Origin of the sequence: [Clostridium] clostridioforme AGR2157 (assembly GCF_000424325.1) — a bacterium.
In the GTDB taxonomy this organism is placed as follows: domain Bacteria; phylum Bacillota; class Clostridia; order Lachnospirales; family Lachnospiraceae; genus Enterocloster; species Enterocloster clostridioformis_A.
In genome coordinates, this window is the sequence record NZ_AUJR01000037.1 from 1 (window position 1) to 19,711 (window position 19,711).

Annotated in this window: 15 protein-coding genes, 1 tRNA gene and 3 pseudogenes; 1 reads left to right on the forward strand and 18 read right to left on the reverse strand. The window is 49.6% G+C overall.

Annotation, left to right across the window (positions count from 1 at the left end):
- The 13 genes and pseudogenes from G614_RS27650 to G614_RS0115795 all read right to left on the reverse strand — a co-directional run.
- The coding region (locus tag G614_RS27650) for a hypothetical protein (protein WP_044917970.1) at nucleotides 1-190 on the reverse strand (190 nt) is incomplete at its 3' end.
- Between the two features lie 127 nt (nucleotides 191-317).
- Nucleotides 318-2,438: a HelD family protein gene (locus tag G614_RS0115745; RefSeq protein ID WP_027642725.1), complete on the reverse strand. Its 2,121-nt coding sequence runs from the start codon at nucleotides 2,436-2,438 to the stop codon at nucleotides 318-320.
- Nucleotides 2,431-3,279 (reverse strand): helix-turn-helix domain-containing protein, encoded by an 849-nt coding sequence (locus G614_RS0115750; RefSeq protein ID WP_027642726.1) that lies wholly within the window; start codon nucleotides 3,277-3,279, stop codon nucleotides 2,431-2,433. The genes G614_RS0115745 and G614_RS0115750 overlap by 8 nt, the downstream gene beginning before the upstream one ends.
- 154 nt (nucleotides 3,280-3,433) lie before the next feature.
- A pseudogene (locus tag G614_RS32825) lies at nucleotides 3,434-3,622 on the reverse strand (hypothetical protein); the annotation flags it as partial.
- Nucleotides 3,589-3,858: pseudogene (locus G614_RS27655) on the reverse strand (class II fructose-bisphosphate aldolase); the annotation flags it as partial. The pseudogenes G614_RS27655 and G614_RS32825, both read right to left, overlap by 34 nt.
- Nucleotides 3,859-4,112: 254 nt before the next feature.
- Nucleotides 4,113-5,030 (reverse strand): homoserine O-acetyltransferase MetA, encoded by a 918-nt coding sequence (metA, locus tag G614_RS0115760; protein ID WP_027642728.1) that lies wholly within the window; start codon nucleotides 5,028-5,030, stop codon nucleotides 4,113-4,115.
- Between the two features lie 79 nt (nucleotides 5,031-5,109).
- The gene (ligA, locus tag G614_RS0115765) at nucleotides 5,110-7,065 is read right to left on the reverse strand and encodes an NAD-dependent DNA ligase LigA (RefSeq protein WP_027642729.1); all 1,956 of its coding nucleotides are present in this window, start codon (nucleotides 7,063-7,065) and stop codon (nucleotides 5,110-5,112) included.
- Between the two features lie 13 nt (nucleotides 7,066-7,078).
- Complete coding sequence (locus tag G614_RS0115770; protein ID WP_027642730.1) at nucleotides 7,079-7,834, reverse strand: pseudouridine synthase; 756 nt, start codon at nucleotides 7,832-7,834, stop codon at nucleotides 7,079-7,081.
- 34 nt (nucleotides 7,835-7,868) lie between these two features.
- Nucleotides 7,869-8,918, reverse strand: a complete 1,050-nt coding sequence (gene queA, locus G614_RS0115775) for a tRNA preQ1(34) S-adenosylmethionine ribosyltransferase-isomerase QueA (protein WP_027642731.1) — start codon at nucleotides 8,916-8,918, stop codon at nucleotides 7,869-7,871.
- Nucleotides 8,919-8,939: 21 nt separating this feature from the next.
- Nucleotides 8,940-10,052, reverse strand: a complete 1,113-nt coding sequence (locus G614_RS0115780) for a hypothetical protein (protein ID WP_027642732.1) — start codon at nucleotides 10,050-10,052, stop codon at nucleotides 8,940-8,942.
- 190 nt (nucleotides 10,053-10,242) lie between these two features.
- A tRNA-Arg gene (locus G614_RS0115785) sits at nucleotides 10,243-10,314 on the reverse strand.
- Between the two features lie 47 nt (nucleotides 10,315-10,361).
- A complete protein-coding gene (locus G614_RS0115790) occupies nucleotides 10,362-10,802 on the reverse strand; it encodes a threonine/serine exporter family protein (RefSeq protein ID WP_027642733.1) in 441 nt (146 codons plus the stop codon).
- A complete protein-coding gene (locus G614_RS0115795) occupies nucleotides 10,796-11,593 on the reverse strand; it encodes a threonine/serine exporter family protein (RefSeq protein WP_027642734.1) in 798 nt (265 codons plus the stop codon). Before G614_RS0115795 ends, G614_RS0115790 begins: the two co-directional genes overlap by 7 nt.
- 413 nt (nucleotides 11,594-12,006) lie before the next feature.
- Between G614_RS0115795 and G614_RS0115800 the strand changes: the two genes are divergently transcribed.
- Complete coding sequence (locus G614_RS0115800) at nucleotides 12,007-12,936, forward strand: DUF5688 family protein (RefSeq protein WP_027642735.1); 930 nt, start codon at nucleotides 12,007-12,009, stop codon at nucleotides 12,934-12,936.
- 43 nt (nucleotides 12,937-12,979) lie between these two features.
- Here G614_RS0115800 and feoB read toward each other — a convergent pair whose 3' ends face one another.
- The 5 genes and pseudogenes from feoB to G614_RS35055 all read right to left on the reverse strand — a co-directional run.
- Complete coding sequence (gene feoB / locus G614_RS0115805; protein ID WP_027642736.1) at nucleotides 12,980-15,079, reverse strand: ferrous iron transport protein B; 2,100 nt, start codon at nucleotides 15,077-15,079, stop codon at nucleotides 12,980-12,982.
- Entirely contained in the window at nucleotides 15,076-15,312 is a 237-nt protein-coding gene (locus G614_RS0115810) for a FeoA family protein (RefSeq protein WP_002566972.1), read from the reverse strand. The genes feoB and G614_RS0115810 overlap by 4 nt, the downstream gene beginning before the upstream one ends.
- Nucleotides 15,313-15,486: 174 nt before the next feature.
- Nucleotides 15,487-16,671: an N-acetylmuramoyl-L-alanine amidase family protein gene (locus G614_RS0115815; protein ID WP_027642737.1), complete on the reverse strand. Its 1,185-nt coding sequence runs from the start codon at nucleotides 16,669-16,671 to the stop codon at nucleotides 15,487-15,489.
- A gap of 144 nt (nucleotides 16,672-16,815) precedes the next feature.
- On the reverse strand, nucleotides 16,816-18,798 hold the full coding sequence (gene uvrB / locus G614_RS0115820; RefSeq protein WP_027642738.1) for an excinuclease ABC subunit UvrB: 1,983 nt from the start codon (nucleotides 18,796-18,798) through the stop codon (nucleotides 16,816-16,818).
- A 279-nt stretch (nucleotides 18,799-19,077) separates the two neighbouring features.
- Nucleotides 19,078-19,176: pseudogene (locus tag G614_RS35055) on the reverse strand (excinuclease ABC subunit B); the annotation flags it as partial.
- Nucleotides 19,177-19,711 lie beyond the last annotated feature (535 nt).

Below are 19,711 nucleotides of genomic sequence, written 5' to 3' on the forward strand. Positions count from 1 at the left end.
CACTGTTTTTTATGGTCTGGTCCATCGTTTCCAGTGTCTCTACCAGAATGTTCCGTGCCAGATTCAGGCTTCTTTCCTGAAGTTCTTTCCCATAGGAATCAATATCAAGAGTTCCTTCCACAAATTTCCTCATGGTCTTTTCAATTTCATAGGTTTCTTTTTCGATAAAATGTTGTATACTGTTAATCATGGAAAGCACCTTTCTTTGGGAGTGTATGTTTGCAAAACTATATTATCACAAAGGGGTGCTTTCTTTTCATTCCTTTTTATGGTTTACATAAATTCCCATTACCCGAAATTTATTTTACGCTACTGTTTCATCCAAAAAGCTCCTGCCCGGAAATAAATTCCGTTTCTTTCCCGCTATACGTAAGCGTAAGCCTGTGCATGGCCCGCGTACATGCGATGTATAATAGACTGCGGTCAAAATCAGAGGCATAGGTTCTTGAGTCCGCCTGAGGAATCAAGACCTCATCAAACTCCAGACCTTTAGACATGCGGACCGATGTAATGGAAATCCCGTTTTGGAAGCTGGCACTCTCCTGGGTAATCAAGTTCATATCCCATTCTTTTGCTCCATTTCCTACTATTCCACTCCCTTCCATTCCATTTTCGTCCACCCCATCATATCCTGCCAGCACCTCATACATATTCTTTGCCGCTGTATCTGTCTTTAAGATAATCCCCAGTGACACATTTCCCCCTGCCCTGAAGCAGCGGATCACTTCTCTTATCTTCCTGATTTCATCCTCTGCGTCCAGGCACGGAATCAGCGCCGGAGGTTCCCCGTGGCGCTTCACCGGTTCCAGGGCAGCTACATGATTGATTTTCTTTGCAAAACACATTATTTCATAGGTAGAACGGTAACTCTTATTCAATTCCACAAACTGGGCCTTGTCATAGATTGTGCGCAAATCCTCCAGACCGTGCAGATGGTTAGGATTAATATACTGTCCGTAATCCCCCAAAATGGTTTTCTGGCATGGAAACATACGGTTTAAGGCGGCATACTGGATCGGCGTGTAATCCTGCATCTCGTCAATCACCAGATGCCTGGTGATATGGCTTTCTTTTAAGCCCTGGAAGGCGGCATGAAGATATAAAAACGGGTACACATCCGCCCACTCCAATGTCCTCCTGCCGGCCATGACAAACTGTTCCGGAATTCCCATCCGCTTATAGAAATCCTTATAGACAGCCAGCGTGTCCTTCATGGCAAGCATGGAATTCAGCTGTTTCAGTATCACCCGCGGCCGGGGCACCTCCTGTTCCATGATATTATCCGTCTCAAAACGGTCATGGATATCATCTGCAACCATTGCCAGCCGCTTCCTTACCGGACAGGTTCCATAGGCCAGGAACCGCTCCCTGAGCCATTCACCCGTTGCCCTAAAACTTTCATACACATAATCTGTGGGAACAAAAATAAACTCCGGCATCTGCTCTATGTACCGGTCCATCAGGTAAACAAAGTCCAGTGTTGACTTAAACCGCACCCTCTCACCCCAAGCCCTATCCTGTGTCTCAAAGGGATCCCTGTCCGGTTCAAAACCAATGACTCCCTCCAACTGGATTTCAGCCAGTTCCCCAAAGCTCATCTCATAAATGGGTTCTTCTCCAAGCTCAGGAATCACGCCTGATATATAGTCCCCGAATACCTTGTTGGGTGAGAGAATCGTAACATTCCTGGCGCTCAGCCTGTCCTTAAAGCGGTACAGCAAAAACGCAATATGGTGGAGGGCAATGGAGGTCTTGCCGGAGCCGGCCACTCCCTGGATAATCATTGTTCCCTCCTTCTCATTTCTGATAATCTGGTTCTGCTCTCTCTGAATGGTGGAAATAATGGATTTCATCTTTTCATCAGAAGTATGGCTCAGCTCCCTCTGCAAAACATCATCCTGCACATTTGCAGAGCTTTCAAGTGCATATTCCATGATCCCGTTTCTGATTTTAAACTGGCGTTTTCTGGTAAGCTCTCCTGCTGTCCACCCGGCCGGCGCCAAAAATCCGGCATCTCCAACCTCGCAGTCATAAAACATGCTGGATATAGGGGCACGCCAGTCAAAAATCAACGGTTCATTTTCATACTGAAAGGCAAATCTCCCGATATAGTACGGCTGCCCTTCCTCCTCCTGCTCCTCCCTGAAATCAATTCTGGCAAAATATGGGGAATCCTTTAATTTCGCAATCCGATCCCGCATCTCCACAGCAAAGGCACCTGTCCTGTCTGTCTGTTTTAACAGCAGTTCGTTCTGGAACATTTCATGGGGGTCTATTTCTCCCCTGTGGTCCGCCATGTATTTCTTGGTATCCGTGTATTCCCTGTCCGCCTTCTTGACAGATGCCTCTGCCCTTTGCAGGGCTTTTGAGAGCCTGGCACTCACCTGTTCCAAATGTACCAATTCATCGGGGAATGGAATGGCTGGATAATCACTCATGCTTCCTTTCCTCCTGCTGTAAGATAAAACGCTGGGTCGGGTATCCGTATTCCACCAATAGCTCTGCCTCCGCAAAACCCAGCCCCTTTATTTCCTTCCGGTAACCGGTGTCTGCCTTATCGCCTTCCCGGTAGGTTGTAATGCTGATTTCCTTACCCTTAAGCAGTTCCTTCATGACCTTGTCCAGCATGGCCTTCGGAACCCCCTTTTTCCTGTAAAGGGGATGGCTTCCCATGAAATCAATGCTCCCGTTCTCATAGGAAAACAGCATAATGCCGATGGCAGCCCCTCTGTCCTTCAGAATAAGTGCCTGTCCTGTGCTGATTTTCTGTCTTAAAACCTGGATATACTCCTCCTCATTCAGATGGGGAAAGCCGTCAATCACAAGCCTCACCAGTTCCATCCAGCTTGGAATATCCTCTTTTGATGCAAACGAAATCTCCCATGAAGCCTTTTCTTTTCTGTCAAGCATTTCATATCTCCCTTTAAAATTAAATTTGAGCTGTAAGGGATAAAACCGTTCATTTTCCCTGTACATATTGGGAGGCATCTTATACATGGCTGTAAAAGCATTGGTAAATGCCTGCTGGCTCTGATAGCCGGATAAAAATGCAATCTGCACAATCGGTTTACCGGAAAACACAAGCAGTTTGGCCGCCTCTGTCAGCTGCCTGCGCTGAATGTAGTCATGAATGGTAAGACCCACTGTGTCGGAAAACACACGGTGAAGATGATATTTGGAATAATGGACCGCGCCGGAAATCATGTCCAAATCCATTTTTTTCGTCAGATTGGCTTCGATAAAATTAATTGTCAGGATTACCTCATCCATACTGCTCATTACACAATTGCCTCCTTGCCGCCGGCACCTTTGGACCGTGTCCCGGTTCCCCAAGTGCCGTGTATTCCACAATAGTATAATCAAAACCAATCTGGTTGTCTTAAGAAATCTTGCGCTTTTTCCGTTGAATCATACATGGCAACTCCCCGCCGGTCTGAAACCGCGCCTGGTCATCTCTTAAGCTCCCACAGATGGGAAACAACACCGGAGCCTGACCGCTCCAATACCTTGCATCCCCCTGCCAGAGATACTCGATACCATCTCTGTCTTTGATGGAAGACAATGCGCCGCCCAAAGAGGAGACTTCCAGGCTTTTACCCGCTCCTTGCCCGCGGCTCCATATTTTTTCGGATCAATGGTCTCCGGGTTCTTATTCAGGACTTCCTTAACACCATCACTGTACGCAATCCGAAGCTCTGTGGCATAGTTCACTTTGCATATTCCCCTGCGTATGGCTTCACGCACCGCTTCATCCGGCACGCCGGAAGCTCCATGAAGAACCAGTGGGACAGAGACTACCTGACGAATTTCCGACAGACGCTCCTGATCCAGTTTCGGCTCTCCCTGATATAGGCCATGGATAATAAACGGGGACAGGTTTTAATGGGTATGGTGTCCGTTTTCCCTGTCTCAATTTAAGTGCAATGCATGCACGTTTTGGCGCACTAAATAAGCCCGTGAATATGCAATGTTGCTACATACTCATGGACTTATTTAGATGTACAAATATTTAGTTTTCTATAGTATGCCCTTCCCTTAATCGCCTACAACTCTGACACCAATTCGCCATTATATCTCTGGAACCTTGAGTTTCCTTGTTTTCTCAGGTATTCCTACTCCTCCGCATCCAGCAAATAAGGCGTTACCTGATACACATAATAATTCAGCCAGTTGGTATACAGCGTATTGGAAGTATTCCTCCATGTCAGCGGCGGCGCTGAAAACGGGTCGTTGTCGACGTAATAATTATAAGGAACCTCCGGATTCAATCCCTTATTTAAGTCCCTGTGGTACTCATTATTTAATGTCATCCTGTCATATTCAGGATGGCCCTGGACAAATACCTGCCGTCCGTCCCGGCTCATAACCAGGAACACGCCGGCCTCATCGGATTCAGCCAGGATGGCCAGCTCCGGATGCTTTAAGATATCTGCCTTCCTCACCTCCGTATATCTGGAGTGGGGAGCCAGGAAAAAGTCATTAAGGCTTCTCACCAGCGGAACCTTCCGGTCCAGGACCCTGTGATTATAAATGCCCGACAGTTTCTTCTTCATAGGGTATTTTGGGATACCGTAGTGATAATAAAGCCCTGCCTGGGCCCCCCAGCATATATGTATGGTAGAGGTCACATGGGTCTTGCTCCACTCCATCATCATGGACAGCTCCGGCCAGTAATTCACTTCCTCGTACTCCAGATTCTCCACCGGAGCCCCGGTTATAATCATCCCGTCAAACTTTTTCTTCTTTATCTCATCAAAGGTGACATAGAATTTGTTGAGATGACTGGCTGACGTGTTTTTTGACACATGGGTGGACAGCATCAGGAAGGTACAGTCCACCTGGAGGGGTGTATTGGACAATGCCCGCATAAGCTGGGTCTCTGTTTCTTCCTTGAGAGGCATCAGATTCAGAATCAGGATTTCCAACGGACGGATATCCTGACTCATGGCCCTGTCCTCATCCATAATGAATATATTCTCTTCCTCCAGAATCGCTTTTGCTGGCAGATCTCTCTGTACTTTTATAGGCATATTCGCTCTCTCCTTTCAAATGTTGGCTGAATTTCACACGGAAACCGCACAGCGTCTGCCAAAACCGGCAGATACTGTGCTACAACATTCGCAGGAACTCCTCCTCTGAGATAATGGGAACCCCCAGTTCCTTTGCCTTTTTATTCTTGGTCGAGTTGGACGCCGCATCGTTGTTAATCAGATATGCTGTCTTTGCTGTGACGGAACCAGTGACCTTGCCGCCCTTGCTTTCAATCAGCTCCTGGAGCTCCTTCCGGTTTGCAAAATGCTCCACGGACCCGGTTACCACAAAGTTCATTCCCTCAAAGACTGCCTCCCCTGCTGCCTCCGGCTGTTCCTTTTCAATGTTCAGCTCCGCCAGCAGACGGTCCACCATCTGGTTGTTTCTCCCGGAAGCAAAGTAGTCCATCCAGGCCTGGGCCAGAACACCGCCGATACCGTCCACTGCCACCAGTTCTTCCTCTCCGGCATGACGCATTTTATCAAAATCATACTTGAACTCACGGCACAGCATCTTTGCGTTAGCCAGTCCGATTCCCGCGATTCCCAGGCCGTACACCATCCTGGGAAGGGTGGTACTGGACGCTGTCTTTATGGATGCAATCAGGTTATCATAAGACTTCTGTCCCAGACCTTCCATTTCCACGATTGCATCCCTGTGTTCTTCCAGATGGAATATATCCGCAAATTCGTGAATAAAACCTGCCTGGATGAACTTCTCCAGGGTAGCCTCAGACAAACCGTCAATATTAAGCGCATCGCGGCTGACAAACAGGGTAAAGCTCTTTATCTTTTTGGCCTGGCAGTCAGGATTGGTGCAGTACAGGCTCTTTACATCATTTACCTTGCGGATTTCCGTCCTGCCTCCGCATACGGGACATTCCTCCGGTATGTCCTTTACCCCGCTCCGGGTCAGGTTTTCCTCTATCTGAGGGATAATCATGTTGGCCTTATACACGGTTATGGTATCTCCCACGCCCAGCTCCAGTCCCTCCATGATGCTCAGATTGTGGACACTGGCCCTGCTGACCGTGGTTCCTTCTAACTCCACCGGCTCAAACACCGCCACCGGATTGATTAACCCTGTCCTGGAAGCACTCCACTCGATGTAGGAAAGAGTCGTCTCCCTTATTTCATCCTTCCACTTAAACGCGATGGAATTGCGGGGGAACTTGGCTGTACGTCCAAGGGATTCGCCGTAAGCAATATCATCATAGGTCAGCACCAGGCCGTCAGAGGGAATGTCGTTTCCTTCCACTGCCTTCGCAAACCCCTCCACTGCCTCAGGCAGGCTTCCCGCATCCACTTCTTCATAGTGGACCACCTCAAATCCCTGGCCTTTAAGCCACTCAAACTGGGCTTTCCTGGAGTTGCAAAAGTCCACCCCATCCGCCTTCACCAGGGCAAATGCCTCAAAATGCACATTCCGTTCCGCCGTAATCTGGCTGTTAAGCTGGCGGACAGAACCGCTGCACAGGTTTCTGGGATTTTTATATTTGGCATCCACATCCTCGATTCCGCTGTTAATCCGCTCAAAATCCGAATAGGTGATGACAGCCTCTCCCCTGAGAATCAGCTGTCCCCTGTATGAAATGTTCAGCGGGATATTGACAAACACCCTGGCGTTAGGCGTAATGACCTCGCCAATCTCTCCGTTTCCCCTTGTAACCGCCTTTGCAAGGGTTCCCTCCTCATAGGTGAGCACAATGGTAAGACCGTCCATCTTCCAGGACAGCAGCCCCTTCTGGTCTCCCAGCCATTCCTGCAAATCCTCCACACTCTTTGTCTTGTCCAAAGAAAGCATGGGAGAACCGTGGGTCTCCTTAGGCAGCTCGCTTAATATCTCATACCCCACCTGCTGCGACGGACTTCCTGACAAGGTGACTCCGGTCTCCTTTTCCAGGGATACCAACTCGTCATACAGCTTGTCATATTCAAAATTGCTCATGATTTCCCGGCTTTCCTGATAATAAGCCTTTCCTGCTTCCCGCAGGACGGAAACCAGTTCCTTCATTCTCTGAATCCTGTCTTCCATTCCGTTCTCCTGATTATCGATTCTTTCTCTCCTTAAGGGACAGACTGGAGGAGTCCTTAAGAAGCCCTGTAAGCTCCTCATACTCCTCCTTCGTTATCTGACGGTAAGCGCCAGTCCTCAAATTACCCAGGCGTATGTTCATGATGCGCACCCGCACCAGCCGCTTTACCTGACAGCCGCAGACTTCACACATCCGCCGTATCTGCCGGTTCAGGCCCTGAGTGAGGATGATGGAAAATGTATTCCGCTCCACCTTCTTCACCTTGCAGGGCCTGGTCACCTGGTCCAGTTCAGGAAGCCTGATCCCTCCTGCCATCTGTTCCAGAAAACGTTCCGTCACCGGCTTATCTATGGTGACAATATACTCTTTCTCATGAGCATTTCCGCTTCTCATGATTTTATTCACCAGATCCCCCTGGTTGGTCATGAGAAGCAGTCCCTCTGAATCCTTATCCAGCCTTCCCACAGGGTAAATCCGCTCAGGATACCCCAAAAAGTCCACGATATTCTCAGCTCTGTCCTTGTCAGTCGTGGTACATACAATGCCCTTTGGCTTATTCACTGCCAAAAGCACCGGTCTGGGCCTGTGGCTTTTGTCTACCCGGACCATCTTTCCATTGCAGACCACCTTCTGCCCCGGTGTTACTTTCTGCCCCATGGAGGCAGGGCGGTTGTCCACCAGCACCTTGCCGGCCTCAATCAGACGGTCCGCCTCGCGTCTGGAACAGACTCCCATCTGGCTCAGCCATTTATTTAAACGTTCTTCCATTTTTTCCCGCTTTCTTCTGACATTCCCGCAATCCCTACCGCTTCTCAGCAGCCGGATGGGCCGCAATAAACATAGCGTCCCCAAAGGAGAAGAAACGGTAACGTTCCTTCACAGCTTCCCGATAGGCATCCAATATATGCTCCCGTCCGGCCAGCGCGCTGACCAGCATCACCAGTGTGGACTGGGGCAGGTGGAAATTCGTAATCAGGGCATCCAATACCTTAAAGCGGTAGCCCGGATAAATGAATATCTCTGTCCAGCCGGTTCCGGCCTTAAGCACACCGTCCTCTGTGGAGGCTGATTCAACGGTCCTGCAGCTGGTAGTGCCCACGCAGATGACCCGGCCTCCGGCAGTCTTGGTGTCATTCACCTTCTTTGCCTCGGACTCCTCCACAATATAAAACTCGGAATGCATATGGTGGTCCTGGACATTCTCCACCTTGACAGGGCGGAATGTGCCCAATCCCACATGGAGGGTCACGTGGGCAATCTTCACTCCCATGCCCTCGATCTCAGCCAAAAGCTCCCGGGTAAAATGCAGACCCGCCGTAGGCGCTGCCGCAGATCCTTCATGCCTGGCATACACGGTCTGGTAGCGGTTCTTGTCCTTCAGCTGGTGTGTAATATAAGGCGGCAGGGGCATCTGGCCCAGCTGGTCCAGGATTTCCTCAAAAATCCCCTTGTAATGGAACTGAATCAGACGGTTCCCGTCATCCACGGTATCCACCACGGTTCCTGTCAGCAGGCCCTCGCCGAATTCGATGACAGTCCCCGGCTTTGCCTTCTTGCCCGGGCGCACCAGTGTCTCCCATATATCATTCTCCCTGCGTTTCAGCAGAAGTATCTCTATCTTGGCCCCTGTGTCCTTCTTCACCCCGAAAAGCCGGGCCGGTATGACCTTTGTATCGTTAATCACCAGGCAGTCCCCTGGCCGTAAGTATTCCGTGATATCCTTAAAAATTCTGTGCTGTATCTCCCCTGTTTCCCGATCTAACACCATCAGCCTCGACGCAGAACGGTCCTCCAGCGGGTCCTGGGCAATCAGTTCTTCCGGCAGTTCATAATCAAAATCCTTTACATCCATGGTCAATCTTATCCTCCAAGCCTATTCTATCTTCACACTGGAACCGCCTTCTGTACCGGAACCGCCTGCCGTGCCGGAACCGCCTTCTGTACCGGAACTGCCTGCCGTGCCGGAACCGCCTGCCGGGCCGGAACCAGTCCCCTGGCTTTCCTGGGTGGCTGCCGGTGTTCCTTCACTTTCCTGGGTCTTTGTGCCTTCCTGTCCGGCCGGGACATTCTGTATCCCTTCTCCCTGGGAATTCCGGCCCGCGTCAGCAGGCGGTTCCTGAGACGGCTGTCCGCCCCCGGTTTCCTGGCCCTCACTGCCTTCCTCCTCCAGAATAACCGTACTGTCTCCTGTCCCGGTCTCTTCCTCGGAGGAATGGACCACTGCTCCATTCCTTAAATCCTTGTAAATTCCCGCAAGAACCGTATCACTCTCAATGGCCTGTCTCAGCCTCTCATTGACCTGGTTGGACAGCAGCTTCACATCCTCAGACTGGTTCTGCTTTGCCACATAATCCGCCTCATCACCTACTACATTCTCGCGGATAATGTAATTGCCGTTGTCATCCTTGACCACATAGCACCACATAAGGCCCGGCGCCAATGTCTCCACGCGCCTGAACTTCACTTCATAGGTGACATAGGCCACATAGGAATCCTCTGTAAGCCCCGGCTTGGTATAGCAGACGATATCCACATAATCCTCAATGTATACCGCCTCATTCTTCAGTTCTTCCTTACGCGCATCCAGCCCGGTATCATCGCTCTTCCCGAATATCCGGTACAGCGTCTGGGCATCCTGGTCCACCTTTGCCTGAAAATACTCGCTGATCAGCTGGTTTACCTGGGGTATCTCGTCCTTTTTCAGCTCATACTGGGAAAAATCCGTGGTGTACTGGTTATTGTCCGGCTCCACCCCTCCATCCTCCGGCGCAGCGGAGCTGTCGCTGCTTATATTGATATCCTCATCCGAGGAAAGTGATACGTCCGTTGGGGCGGATGCCTCCTTATCCGACGGCTTCCTGTCCATCACAAGTATGATTGCCACCAGCACAATCACAATGACCAGCGGGATTGCCGCCATACGCATATATTTTATCTTTTCGTCCGCAGAACGTCTGCTGCCTGTCCTTTTTCTGTTTTGTCTCATGATTCAGTCCTCCTGTCCCGACTGCGAAGCCCGGAGTATGTTAGTATTCAAGTATCTCCGCTCTATTCTAGCAAAAAGCGGTTCAAATTGCAATCTGTACCAAAAAAATACCGCGGATAATCCAACACTGAGACAGATTATCTGCGGAATCCTGACAAGGGCATCCTGCCCCTTTTTGACCAATACAAAATGCGTCTGATAGGAATCGAACCTACGCACGCGGCTCCGGAGGCCACTGCTCTATCCACTGAGCTACAGACGCATCTCCATTATGATACTATATTTTTCCTGAAACTTCAAGTCCTAATTTTACACTTTTATCCTTTTCTTCTTCCCCACCAGTTTAAACACGGAATCCATCAGAAACACCGCCAGGGCAATGGCGCCCGCGATCTGAAGGGTTTCCACCAGATAATACATGGATTCTTCCCTGCTGTTGCGGATAACATAATACACACTGTTATAGATGGATGTACCGGGCACCAGGGGAAGGATTCCCGGCACCAGGAACACACTGACCGGAGCCCTGAAAAACCTGGCAAACAGATGCCCCATAAGGGCCACGGACAAGCTGGAAAGAAATGCTCCCAGTATCATGGAGCCGGTGCCCGCCTTTACCAGCAGATATACCAGCCAGCACACCCCGCCGGTCAGCCCTGACCAGCCCAGATATTTCCTCGGCATCTCTAACACCAGTCCGAAGCTGAGCACCGCCATAAACGAACCTGTCACCTGAATCGCAGCTACCATATTCCGCCTCCTCCTGTCAGCTGATGGAACAGGGCCATGCCTGCACCCACACCGGCAGCCACCGCGAGAGCAGTCACCACTGCCTCCAGCATCCTGGCTGCCCCCGAGGAATAATCCCCGTTCAGAGTATCCCTTACCGCCGTGGTAAAGATAACGCCGGGCAGCAAAGGCATGATGGCGCTGATGATAACCACGTCATTACTGGCCCCAGTAAGAATCCACCGGTTCATGGCCAGGGCAGCAATCCCGATGGTGAACGCCCCCAACCCATTGACGCAGAAATCATTGAATCCCAGACCAGATATGGCGTATACCACCAGTCCCAGAATACCGCCGATCACAGCAGCCCCCAGGCAGTCCGCAGGTCTCCCGCCAAGGACCACGCCGAAGAATGCAGCGATAAACGCATAACTAAGGGCCTTTAACTCCCTTTTATACTGGCAGCTGTCCTTTATTTTCTCCAGCTCCCGGTAGGCCTCCCTGGGACTCATGAGGCCGCCGCACAGCTTCCTGGATACCTCATTCACACGGTATATCCGGTTCAGGTTGGTAGAGCGCGCCTCCACCCTTCGCACCAGGGTCAGTGCCTCCCCATCGGGGCTTTCCAGACTCACAAAAATGCCTGTGCTGAATACCATGGTTTGTGCATTCCTGCCATGGCAGCACCCCAGTATATAATGTATGGTTCCCTCTATCCTGGCAATCTCGGCTCCGCTTATCAGCATGATTTCCCCGGCCAGGACAGCGGTACTGGCTATCAGATGGTCCTCGCTCCAATGATGTTCGTCCACTCGTCTCCATTCCTTTCTGAAACTATAATCGAGTATATCAGTCCCATGACCATCCGTCAATTCGATTTCTTGCCATTTCCCCGTCATTTCTCCATTATTCCCGCCGTGTAGTCAATAAAATGACAATACATCCCTGGAAACCCCGATAAAATATGGCTTTATCCGCCATGATCCGCTCTCTGGCAGCTTGGCAGCAAAAAAATCTCTTTCCCATCTATTGACAAACATGTCCTTATGGATTAAGCTGGTGTCAATTCATTTAATTTCTGATATTCATATATATTTTGATATTATTTTATCCATCTTGTAATTTTCCAAGGCGATTTCACCGGAAGTTTCCCTTATTATTCAGTTCAGGAAGATATGGAACTGTTATTCAGTTTACATAAATATCATCAAAAGGGGGTATACATTTGGTATACGAACAATTTTTAGCTGCTGTAAAAGAACGCATGGAGACGGCCCTGGGAGACGGCTATGAGCTGGAGCTGCGAAAGGTCCCCAAAAACAACGGACTCATTCTGGACGGACTGTGCATCACCAGAGGGAATACCCATATCGCTCCTGCCATCTACCTGAATCCCTGCTATGACCAGTACCGCGAAGGAAGGCCTTTAGACCATATCGTGGCAGAACTTCTGACCCTGTACCGCCAGAACGATACGCCGCCTCCCCTGGATTATCAGATGCTGTCCGATTATGAGGGCATACGCCCTAATATTGCCTGCAAACTGATACATGCTGCCTCCAATGAAGCCATTCTGAGGGACGTCCCTCATATTCCCTGGATGGACCTGGCCATTGTATTCTACCTCTGCATTCATGAGGATGACACCGGCCTCATGACCGCCATGATTCACAACAGTCATCTGCGTATCTGGAACATTTCCCTGGAAGATTTAAAAACCTCTGCCCTTGCCAATTCCCCCAAGCTGTTTCCTCCTGTCATCTCCAGCATGGCTTGTATCATTGAAGAACTGAACCGCGAACTGCATCCCCATTTTCAGGAAACCGGACCAAGGCCGGAAACCCCTGCCCCATTTTACGTTCTCAGCAACCGTTCCGGTATCAACGGCGCTGCCTGTATCCTGTATAAGGACGTATTAAAAAACTTCGCGGACGGGGTGGAAAAGGATTTGATCATCCTTCCATCCAGCATCCACGAAGTCCTGCTGCTGCCTGACGACGGCGATATTTCCTATGCGGAGATGAGCCGGCTGGTGACTCACATTAACCGGTCCGAGGTCCCAGAGGAAGACCGCCTGTCCAATCAGGTATATCTCTATTCAAGGAATACGGGAGACATCACCATGGCATCCGCCGGCCCCGCTTCCATTTGCTGACCTTAAAATCACAGGCAGCCCCGGCTGTTCCACGGTACGGCCATTATCCAAATATCAGACTGCCCAGCTGGAATACCAGCATAGCCCCTGCCCAGGCCACGGCCAGCTGGAACAGCACCATTCCTATGGTCCATCTCCAGGATCCTGTCTCCCGTTTAATGGTTGCCACTGCCGCGATACAGGGTGAATACAGGAGGCAGAATATCATCAGGGCATAGGCGTTCATACCCCCAAAACCAGCCATGGCAAGCTGAGTGGAAAGTGCTGTCATACCGGCAGCGGAGTTTACATTGTTGATTCCGTAAAGGACACTGAAACTGGAGACAACCACTTCCTTTGCAGAAAGACCGGAAATAAGGGCCACCGCCACCTGCCACTGCCCCAGACCAGCCGGCCTCAGCACCGGCACCAGAACATGACCGATGATTGCGGCAAAGCTGTCGGACACATCCGGCACGAATCCCTCCGGCCCAAGGTTTAGTACGAACCAGAGCACGATGGAAGCAATGAAAATCGTGGTTCCGGCCTTGCTGAGATAGTCCTTCACCTTATCCCATACATAGATGGCTACCGTGCGGCCGTTAGGTGTCTTGTACTCAGGCAGCTCTATCAGCAGGGCGTTCTGGGCGCTGTCATTCTTACCATGGATATGTACGATGAATGCCACCAGGATTGCCATGCAAAGGCCGATGATATAGAGGGAGTAGGCCACAATCAGGGCCCGGTCCGGAAAAAACATTTCCGCAAATAATACGTAAATCGGCAGTCTGGCGGAACAGGACATAAAGGGCGTGATTAAAATAGTCCTCCGCCTGTCCTTCACACTCTCCAGAGCCCTGGTAGCCATGACCGCGGGAACCGTACAGCCAAACCCTAAAAGCATGGGCAAAAACGCCTTGCCCGACAGTCCTACCATACCCATGGTTTCATTCATCACATATGCCACCCTTGCCATATATCCGCTGTCCTCCAGGAAAGCCAGAGCAAGGAACAGGATAAAAATATTGGGCAGGAATGTAAGTATGCCGCCCACCCCTGCAATGATACCGTCCACAATCAGGGAAGTGAGCCACTGGGCCGCGTGTACACTGGTGAGAAATGACAGGACTGCACCGGAAAACATATCCAGTCCCATCTGAAAATACTCCTTTAAAAAATCACCCACTGTAAACGTGAGGAAAAATACCAGAGCCATGATGCCTAAGAACACAGGAATCCCCCACACAGGATGAGTCATAAGCCGGTCCACCTTATCCGTGATGGCAGCCTTTTCATCCTTATTAAACAGGCACTCCTTTATGACCTCTTCTATATAGTCATACTTCTCGTTGATAATTTGTTTTTCATAATTACGTGGAAGAATCTGGCCTGCATCGTCCAGAGGATGATCGTCAGTCACCACCTGGTCAAACTCCAGGAACTTAATGGCATGCCAGCGCATGTTATCCATCTCACCGTACCTTTTATACAGCGCTTCCTCAATCAGCCTGATTTTCTCCTCCACCTCCTGGCCGTAGCGTATGACCACACCCTGAGGCCCTTCCTCATAGTGGTGGACCACTGCATGCATCAGCACATCCAGTCCTGTCCGCTTCCTGGCTGATACGGGGACAACGGGTATCTCACCCAGCATCTCAGGCAGACGGTGCATATCTATCTCCATGCCCCGTTCTTCCACAATATCCATCATATTCAAAGCCAGGATTACCGGCTTCTTAAGCTCAATGAGCTGCATGGTCAGATACAGGTTCCTCTCCAGAGAAGACGCATCCACCACATTGATGATGACATCCACGCCGCCGTCCTCAATGCATTTGCGGGTGACCTTTTCCTCTATGGTATAGGAGGTGAGGCTGTAGATGCCCGGCAGGTCGATGACCTTGATGGGACGCCCTTTATAGCTGGTCTCGCCTTCCACCCGCTCCACCGTAACACCGGGCCAGTTAGCCACCTTAAGCTTAGCGCCGGTAAAGGCGTTAAACAACGTGGTCTTGCCGCAGTTGGGATTGCCCACGAATCCAACTGTGATCGGCGTCCTGTCATCCTCATGCTGCTTTGAAGAATCCAACCTCTTCTCCCTGCTGTCTCCCAGAATCACACTGCCGTACGTATCCGTCCCATTTGCCCTTGCATGTCCGTTCATGATGCCTGTTCCTCCCTGACCGTAATACCTTCAGACAAGCGCTTTCCCAGGGCCAGACGTGTCCCGCGCACCTTGATGATAACACTTCCGCTGCCTTTCTTATTCAATATATTCACAGGCGTCCCCTCATTGACCCCCAGGGCCTCAAGACGTCTGGTAATGCTCTCATCCACCTGCACGCCCGATACAACATACCGGCCGCCGATCTCACACTCATTCAGCTTTTTCTGCATTGATGCCTGTCTCCTTTTGTAGTTACATTTAAACCATATTCATTGTATGCTTATCGCGAAAAAATGTCAACAAAAAGAGTTTGTTATGACAAACTCAATTTCAAAAAAGGATGCAGCGAATCTCTCCGCTGCATCTTTTCTATACTTTCCGGTTCTATATATTCGTTTTAGGTTTTACTGCACCCAGGCTCCGGAACCATCCACATATTTTCCATCCGGCGTCCATGTATTATAATACATGGCTCCGTTGGTGCCCAGATAGTAGTACTTGCCATTGATAGCCTGCCAGCCCGTAAGCATGGAGCCGCTTGCGTCTAAGTAATACCACTGGCCTCCCAGCCTCTGCCAGCCGGTCTGCATGGCGCCGCTGCCGTCCAGATAATACCATCTGCCGTTAATGGCCTGCCAGCCGGTCTGCATCTCACCGCTGCCGTTCATGTAATACCATTTGCCGTTGATGGCCTGCCAGCCGGTCATCATAATACCGTTGGACGGATTCAGATAATACCAGGTTCCGTCCAGCTTCTGCCAGCCGGTGACAATATATCCCTTGTTATTGAAATAATACCATGCGCCGTTAATCTGCTTCCAGCAGGATGCCGGATATCCGCCGGTATCATAAGCATACCACACGCCTGTACCGTCCTGCTCCCAATGTCCGCTTCCGCCATAGCGGCCAAGCTCATCCTCATCAATATACAGGGAGTTGGAATCCTCGGACCATTCACCGGTCTTATTGTTGTAACGGGAAATAGCCCTTACACGGAAGGTATAGTCTCCTTCCCGGTTAAAATAGCCTGCAAAGTTATACGAGGTTCCTGTGGTGCTGACCGTAGTGACTGTCTTGTCGTCACGGAGCAGTTTCACATCGTAGCTCTTAGCGCCCTCAATCTCCTCCCACTCAGCTGTGGTGTCACTCCACTCCAGATCCGACGCGCCCTGAAGCTTACCGCCGATACGTTTTAACTCAGCATACACTTCAATGTACTGACCATCGTCATAAATCTTTGCTTTCTTGAAATCCGCATTACATCCGGAAAGAGAGAAATGGCTTTTGGATGTGTAGGAGAACTTGTATCCGTCCTTGGCAGACAGTTCCACCTTTACCTCAGGTATGTCACCTACTGTCCAGGTATCCTGGTCCTCAATATTGGTATACTCGGCAGAGTCCACTTCAAATCCGCTGCTGCCCGCCTTAACTGTAATGTCTCCTATCTCATCTCCGCTTTCAGGCGCCTTTGAATAGGAAAAGGTCAGCTTCACCGTGTCAATCTTCTTATCTGCTGCCAATGCCATGAAACTACTGCCCAATACCATGGATGCTGCCAGCAGCAGACACAGCCCTCTTTTTCTCCTCATAAAACTTATCCTCCTCGTCTATATTTGCAACCAGTTGTATTATTGCCTATCTTTATTATAAAGTAGTGGCATCTATTGTACAATTTAATAATCCTTAAAAGAATATTACATTTTTAGGTATAATGTTCCATGAGTTACAGAAAATTACATATCTTGCAGCATTTTCTTGATTTCTATCATTCTGTCACGCAGTCTTGCCGCTTCCTCGAAATTCAGCTCCGCAGCAGCCTGGTGCATCTTCTTCTCCAGTTCCTTTGACAGCTTCTTTAATTCCTTCTCGTCCATGGACTCCGGATCCTTCTTAAAGTGCTTGTCATCTGCATTCACAGCCTTGGATATGGCAATCAAATCCCTGACAGCCTTCTTGATGGTGGTGGGGGTGATTCCATGTTCCTCGTTGTACTTCTGCTGTATCCGGCGCCTTCGATTGGTCTCCTCGATAGCCACAGCCATGGAGTCTGTCACCTTGTCCGCATACATGATTACATGGCCTTCGCTGTTGCGGGCAGCACGGCCAATGGTCTGGATCAGGGATGTCTCCGAACGCAGGAAACCCTCCTTATCAGCATCCAGAATAGCCACCAGTGTGATTTCCGGTATATCCAGTCCTTCCCGCAGCAGGTTTATGCCCACCAGGACATCGAACACATCCATACGCATATCCCGGATGATTTCAGCCCGTTCCAGTGTATCGATATCTGAGTGAAGATATTTTACGCGGATGCCTATCTCTCTCATATAGTCGGTCAGGTCCTCTGCCATCCGTTTTGTCAGAGTGGTGATAAGCACCTTGTGACGGGCCGCCACTTCCTTGTTTACTTCAGAAACCAGGTCGTCAATCTGGCCCTCCACAGGCCGCACCGATATCTCCGGATCCAAAAGTCCAGTGGGACGTATGATTTGTTCCACCCTCATAAGCTCATGCTCTGCCTCATAGACGGACGGAGTCGCGGAAACAAACATCATCTGATTGATTTTAGACTCAAACTCAGGAAACGCCAGAGGTCTGTTATCCAGGGCAGATGGAAGGCGGAACCCAAAATCCACCAGCGTGGTCTTTCTGGACCGGTCGCCGGCATACATTCCGCGCACCTGCGGAAGGGTTATGTGAGACTCGTCCACAATAATCAGGAAATCTTCCGGGAAGTAGTCAAGCAGTGTACAGGGAGGTTCCCCGGGCAGGCCTCCGGTCAGATGCCGGGAATAATTCTCAATGCCCGAACAAAATCCGGTCTCACGCATCATCTCCACATCAAAGTTAGTCCGTTCCGATATGCGCTGGGCCTCCAGAAGCTTATCCTCACTCTTAAAGAATGTGACACGCTCCTCCAGCTCTGCCAGGATGTTCTCTGTCGCTTCCATCATCTTTTCCTTTGGCACCACATAATGGGATGCCGGGAAAATAGCCACATGGCCCAGCTGAGCTTTGGTTTCATCGGTCAGCGTATCAATTTCCGATATCCGATCCACCTCGTCCCCAAAGAATTCCACCCGGTAGGCCACCCCATCGGAGTACGCCGGATAAATATCCAGTACATCCCCCCGTACCCGGAAGGTTCCCCGCTTAAAGTCCATATCATTCCGGTCATACTGGATGTCAATGAGCTTGTGAATGACCTCATCCCTGTCCTTAATCATACCGGGTCTCAGTGAAATGACCATCTCCTTATAATCAATAGGGCTGCCCAGTCCGTAGATACAGGATACGGAAGCCACGATAATCACATCCTCCCGTTCGGACAGGGCGGCGGTGGCGGAATGGCGCAGCTTGTCTATCTCATCATTAATAGAAGAATCCTTTTCAATGTAGGTGTCCGTGGATGGGACGTAGGCTTCGGGTTGGTAGTAGTCGTAGTAGGATACAAAATATTCCACAGCGTTATTCGGAAAAAACTCCTTAAATTCGCTGTAAAGCTGCGCCGCCAATGTCTTATTATGAGCGATAATCAGCGTCGGCTTGTTTAACGCCTGGATGACATTCGCCATCGTGAAGGTCTTGCCGGAGCCGGTGACGCCCAGCAAGGTCTGAAATTGGTTGCCTTCCCGAAAACCTTTGACCAGCTCGGCGATGGCCTGAGGCTGGTCGCCGGTGGGGGCGTATTCGGATATTAATTCGAAATGATCCATGATTTACTCCTCTGTTATCTAATCAACATGTTTTATAATCCAGCGTCCTTTCCTGTTAGAACCTTTCCTTTCAAGTTTGCCTTCTTCCTGCAGTTCTTTTATGTCTGTTTGAATTTGCTTTCTCATACATGGGCATACGCCGACAACGTTCCCATATAAGGTTCAAAATGTCCATATAGCGGCGTTTATTAATTCCTGTCAACGGCCGAAATAAATCTTCATGAGCAATATCAAAAAAATTCATATATCCCCTTTCTCCTCATATGATACAAGATGCCGAACCCCTAGTAAAGTCTGGAATTGGTTGCCTTCTTGGAAGCCATTTACAAGGGCTTCAATCGCCTGCGGCTGGTATTCTGAGTGTAGTTTGAACTCCATTTTCGTTTTTTCCTTCCTTGGTGACCACTTAAAAAGTTCGCCTATTAGGCAAAAATTCGTAAAGGAAGACCACTTTGCTCTGCCTAATAGACGAACTTTAGCCATTTTACGAATGAAGGTCACCAAAATGCTATTTTATTGACACCGCAACACCATATAAGCTATAGTGAAATTAGTAATACCAAAGGTCACCAAAATTATAACATAGCTGAAGAAAAAAGTATAGGCGCAAGTGTGAACATTTGTTCTTTTTCTTGCGCCTTTTTTATTCTGATATTAAAGTTAAAGTTAATCTTTGCCTGCCAGCAATTCTAAAAATAGTCCTCTGCTGGAACCACTAACATTCAGCCAGTCCATGCAGATTATTTTGGATGCCCTGTTGGATACGGTGATGGAGTTTTTCCACATCACGGAAGCTAAGAGAAAGGAAGAGTAGCAAAGAGCCGAAGACTTAAAGAAGGCGATATAGCAAAAAGCCAATATCAGCAATTCTTTTTAAGGGGAACAGTACAAAGCTGTTGAATAAGAAAGATAA

What these genes read in the sequence shown, in the direction of transcription:
- queA (WP_027642731.1), bottom strand. Translation starts at nt 8,918, where the DNA reads ATGGATGTAAAGGATTTTGATTATGAACTGCCGGAAGAACTGATTGCC.
- G614_RS0115780 (WP_027642732.1), bottom strand. Translation starts at nt 10,052, where the DNA reads ATGAGACAAAACAGAAAAAGGACAGGCAGCAGACGTTCTGCGGACGAA.
- G614_RS0115745 (WP_027642725.1), bottom strand. Translation starts at nt 2,438, where the DNA reads ATGAGTGATTATCCAGCCATTCCATTCCCCGATGAATTGGTACATTTG.
- G614_RS0115790 (WP_027642733.1), bottom strand. Translation starts at nt 10,802, where the DNA reads ATGGTAGCTGCGATTCAGGTGACAGGTTCGTTTATGGCGGTGCTCAGC.
- G614_RS0115810 (WP_002566972.1), bottom strand. Translation starts at nt 15,312, where the DNA reads ATGCAGAAAAAGCTGAATGAGTGTGAGATCGGCGGCCGGTATGTTGTA.
- G614_RS0115815 (WP_027642737.1), bottom strand. Translation starts at nt 16,671, where the DNA reads ATGAGGAGAAAAAGAGGGCTGTGTCTGCTGCTGGCAGCATCCATGGTA.
- ligA (WP_027642729.1), bottom strand. Translation starts at nt 7,065, where the DNA reads ATGGAAGACAGGATTCAGAGAATGAAGGAACTGGTTTCCGTCCTGCGG.
- uvrB (WP_027642738.1), bottom strand. Translation starts at nt 18,798, where the DNA reads ATGGATCATTTCGAATTAATATCCGAATACGCCCCCACCGGCGACCAG.
- feoB (WP_027642736.1), bottom strand. Translation starts at nt 15,079, where the DNA reads ATGAACGGACATGCAAGGGCAAATGGGACGGATACGTACGGCAGTGTG.
- G614_RS0115750 (WP_027642726.1), bottom strand. Translation starts at nt 3,279, where the DNA reads ATGAGCAGTATGGATGAGGTAATCCTGACAATTAATTTTATCGAAGCC.
- G614_RS0115770 (WP_027642730.1), bottom strand. Translation starts at nt 7,834, where the DNA reads ATGGAAGAACGTTTAAATAAATGGCTGAGCCAGATGGGAGTCTGTTCC.
- metA (WP_027642728.1), bottom strand. Translation starts at nt 5,030, where the DNA reads ATGCCTATAAAAGTACAGAGAGATCTGCCAGCAAAAGCGATTCTGGAG.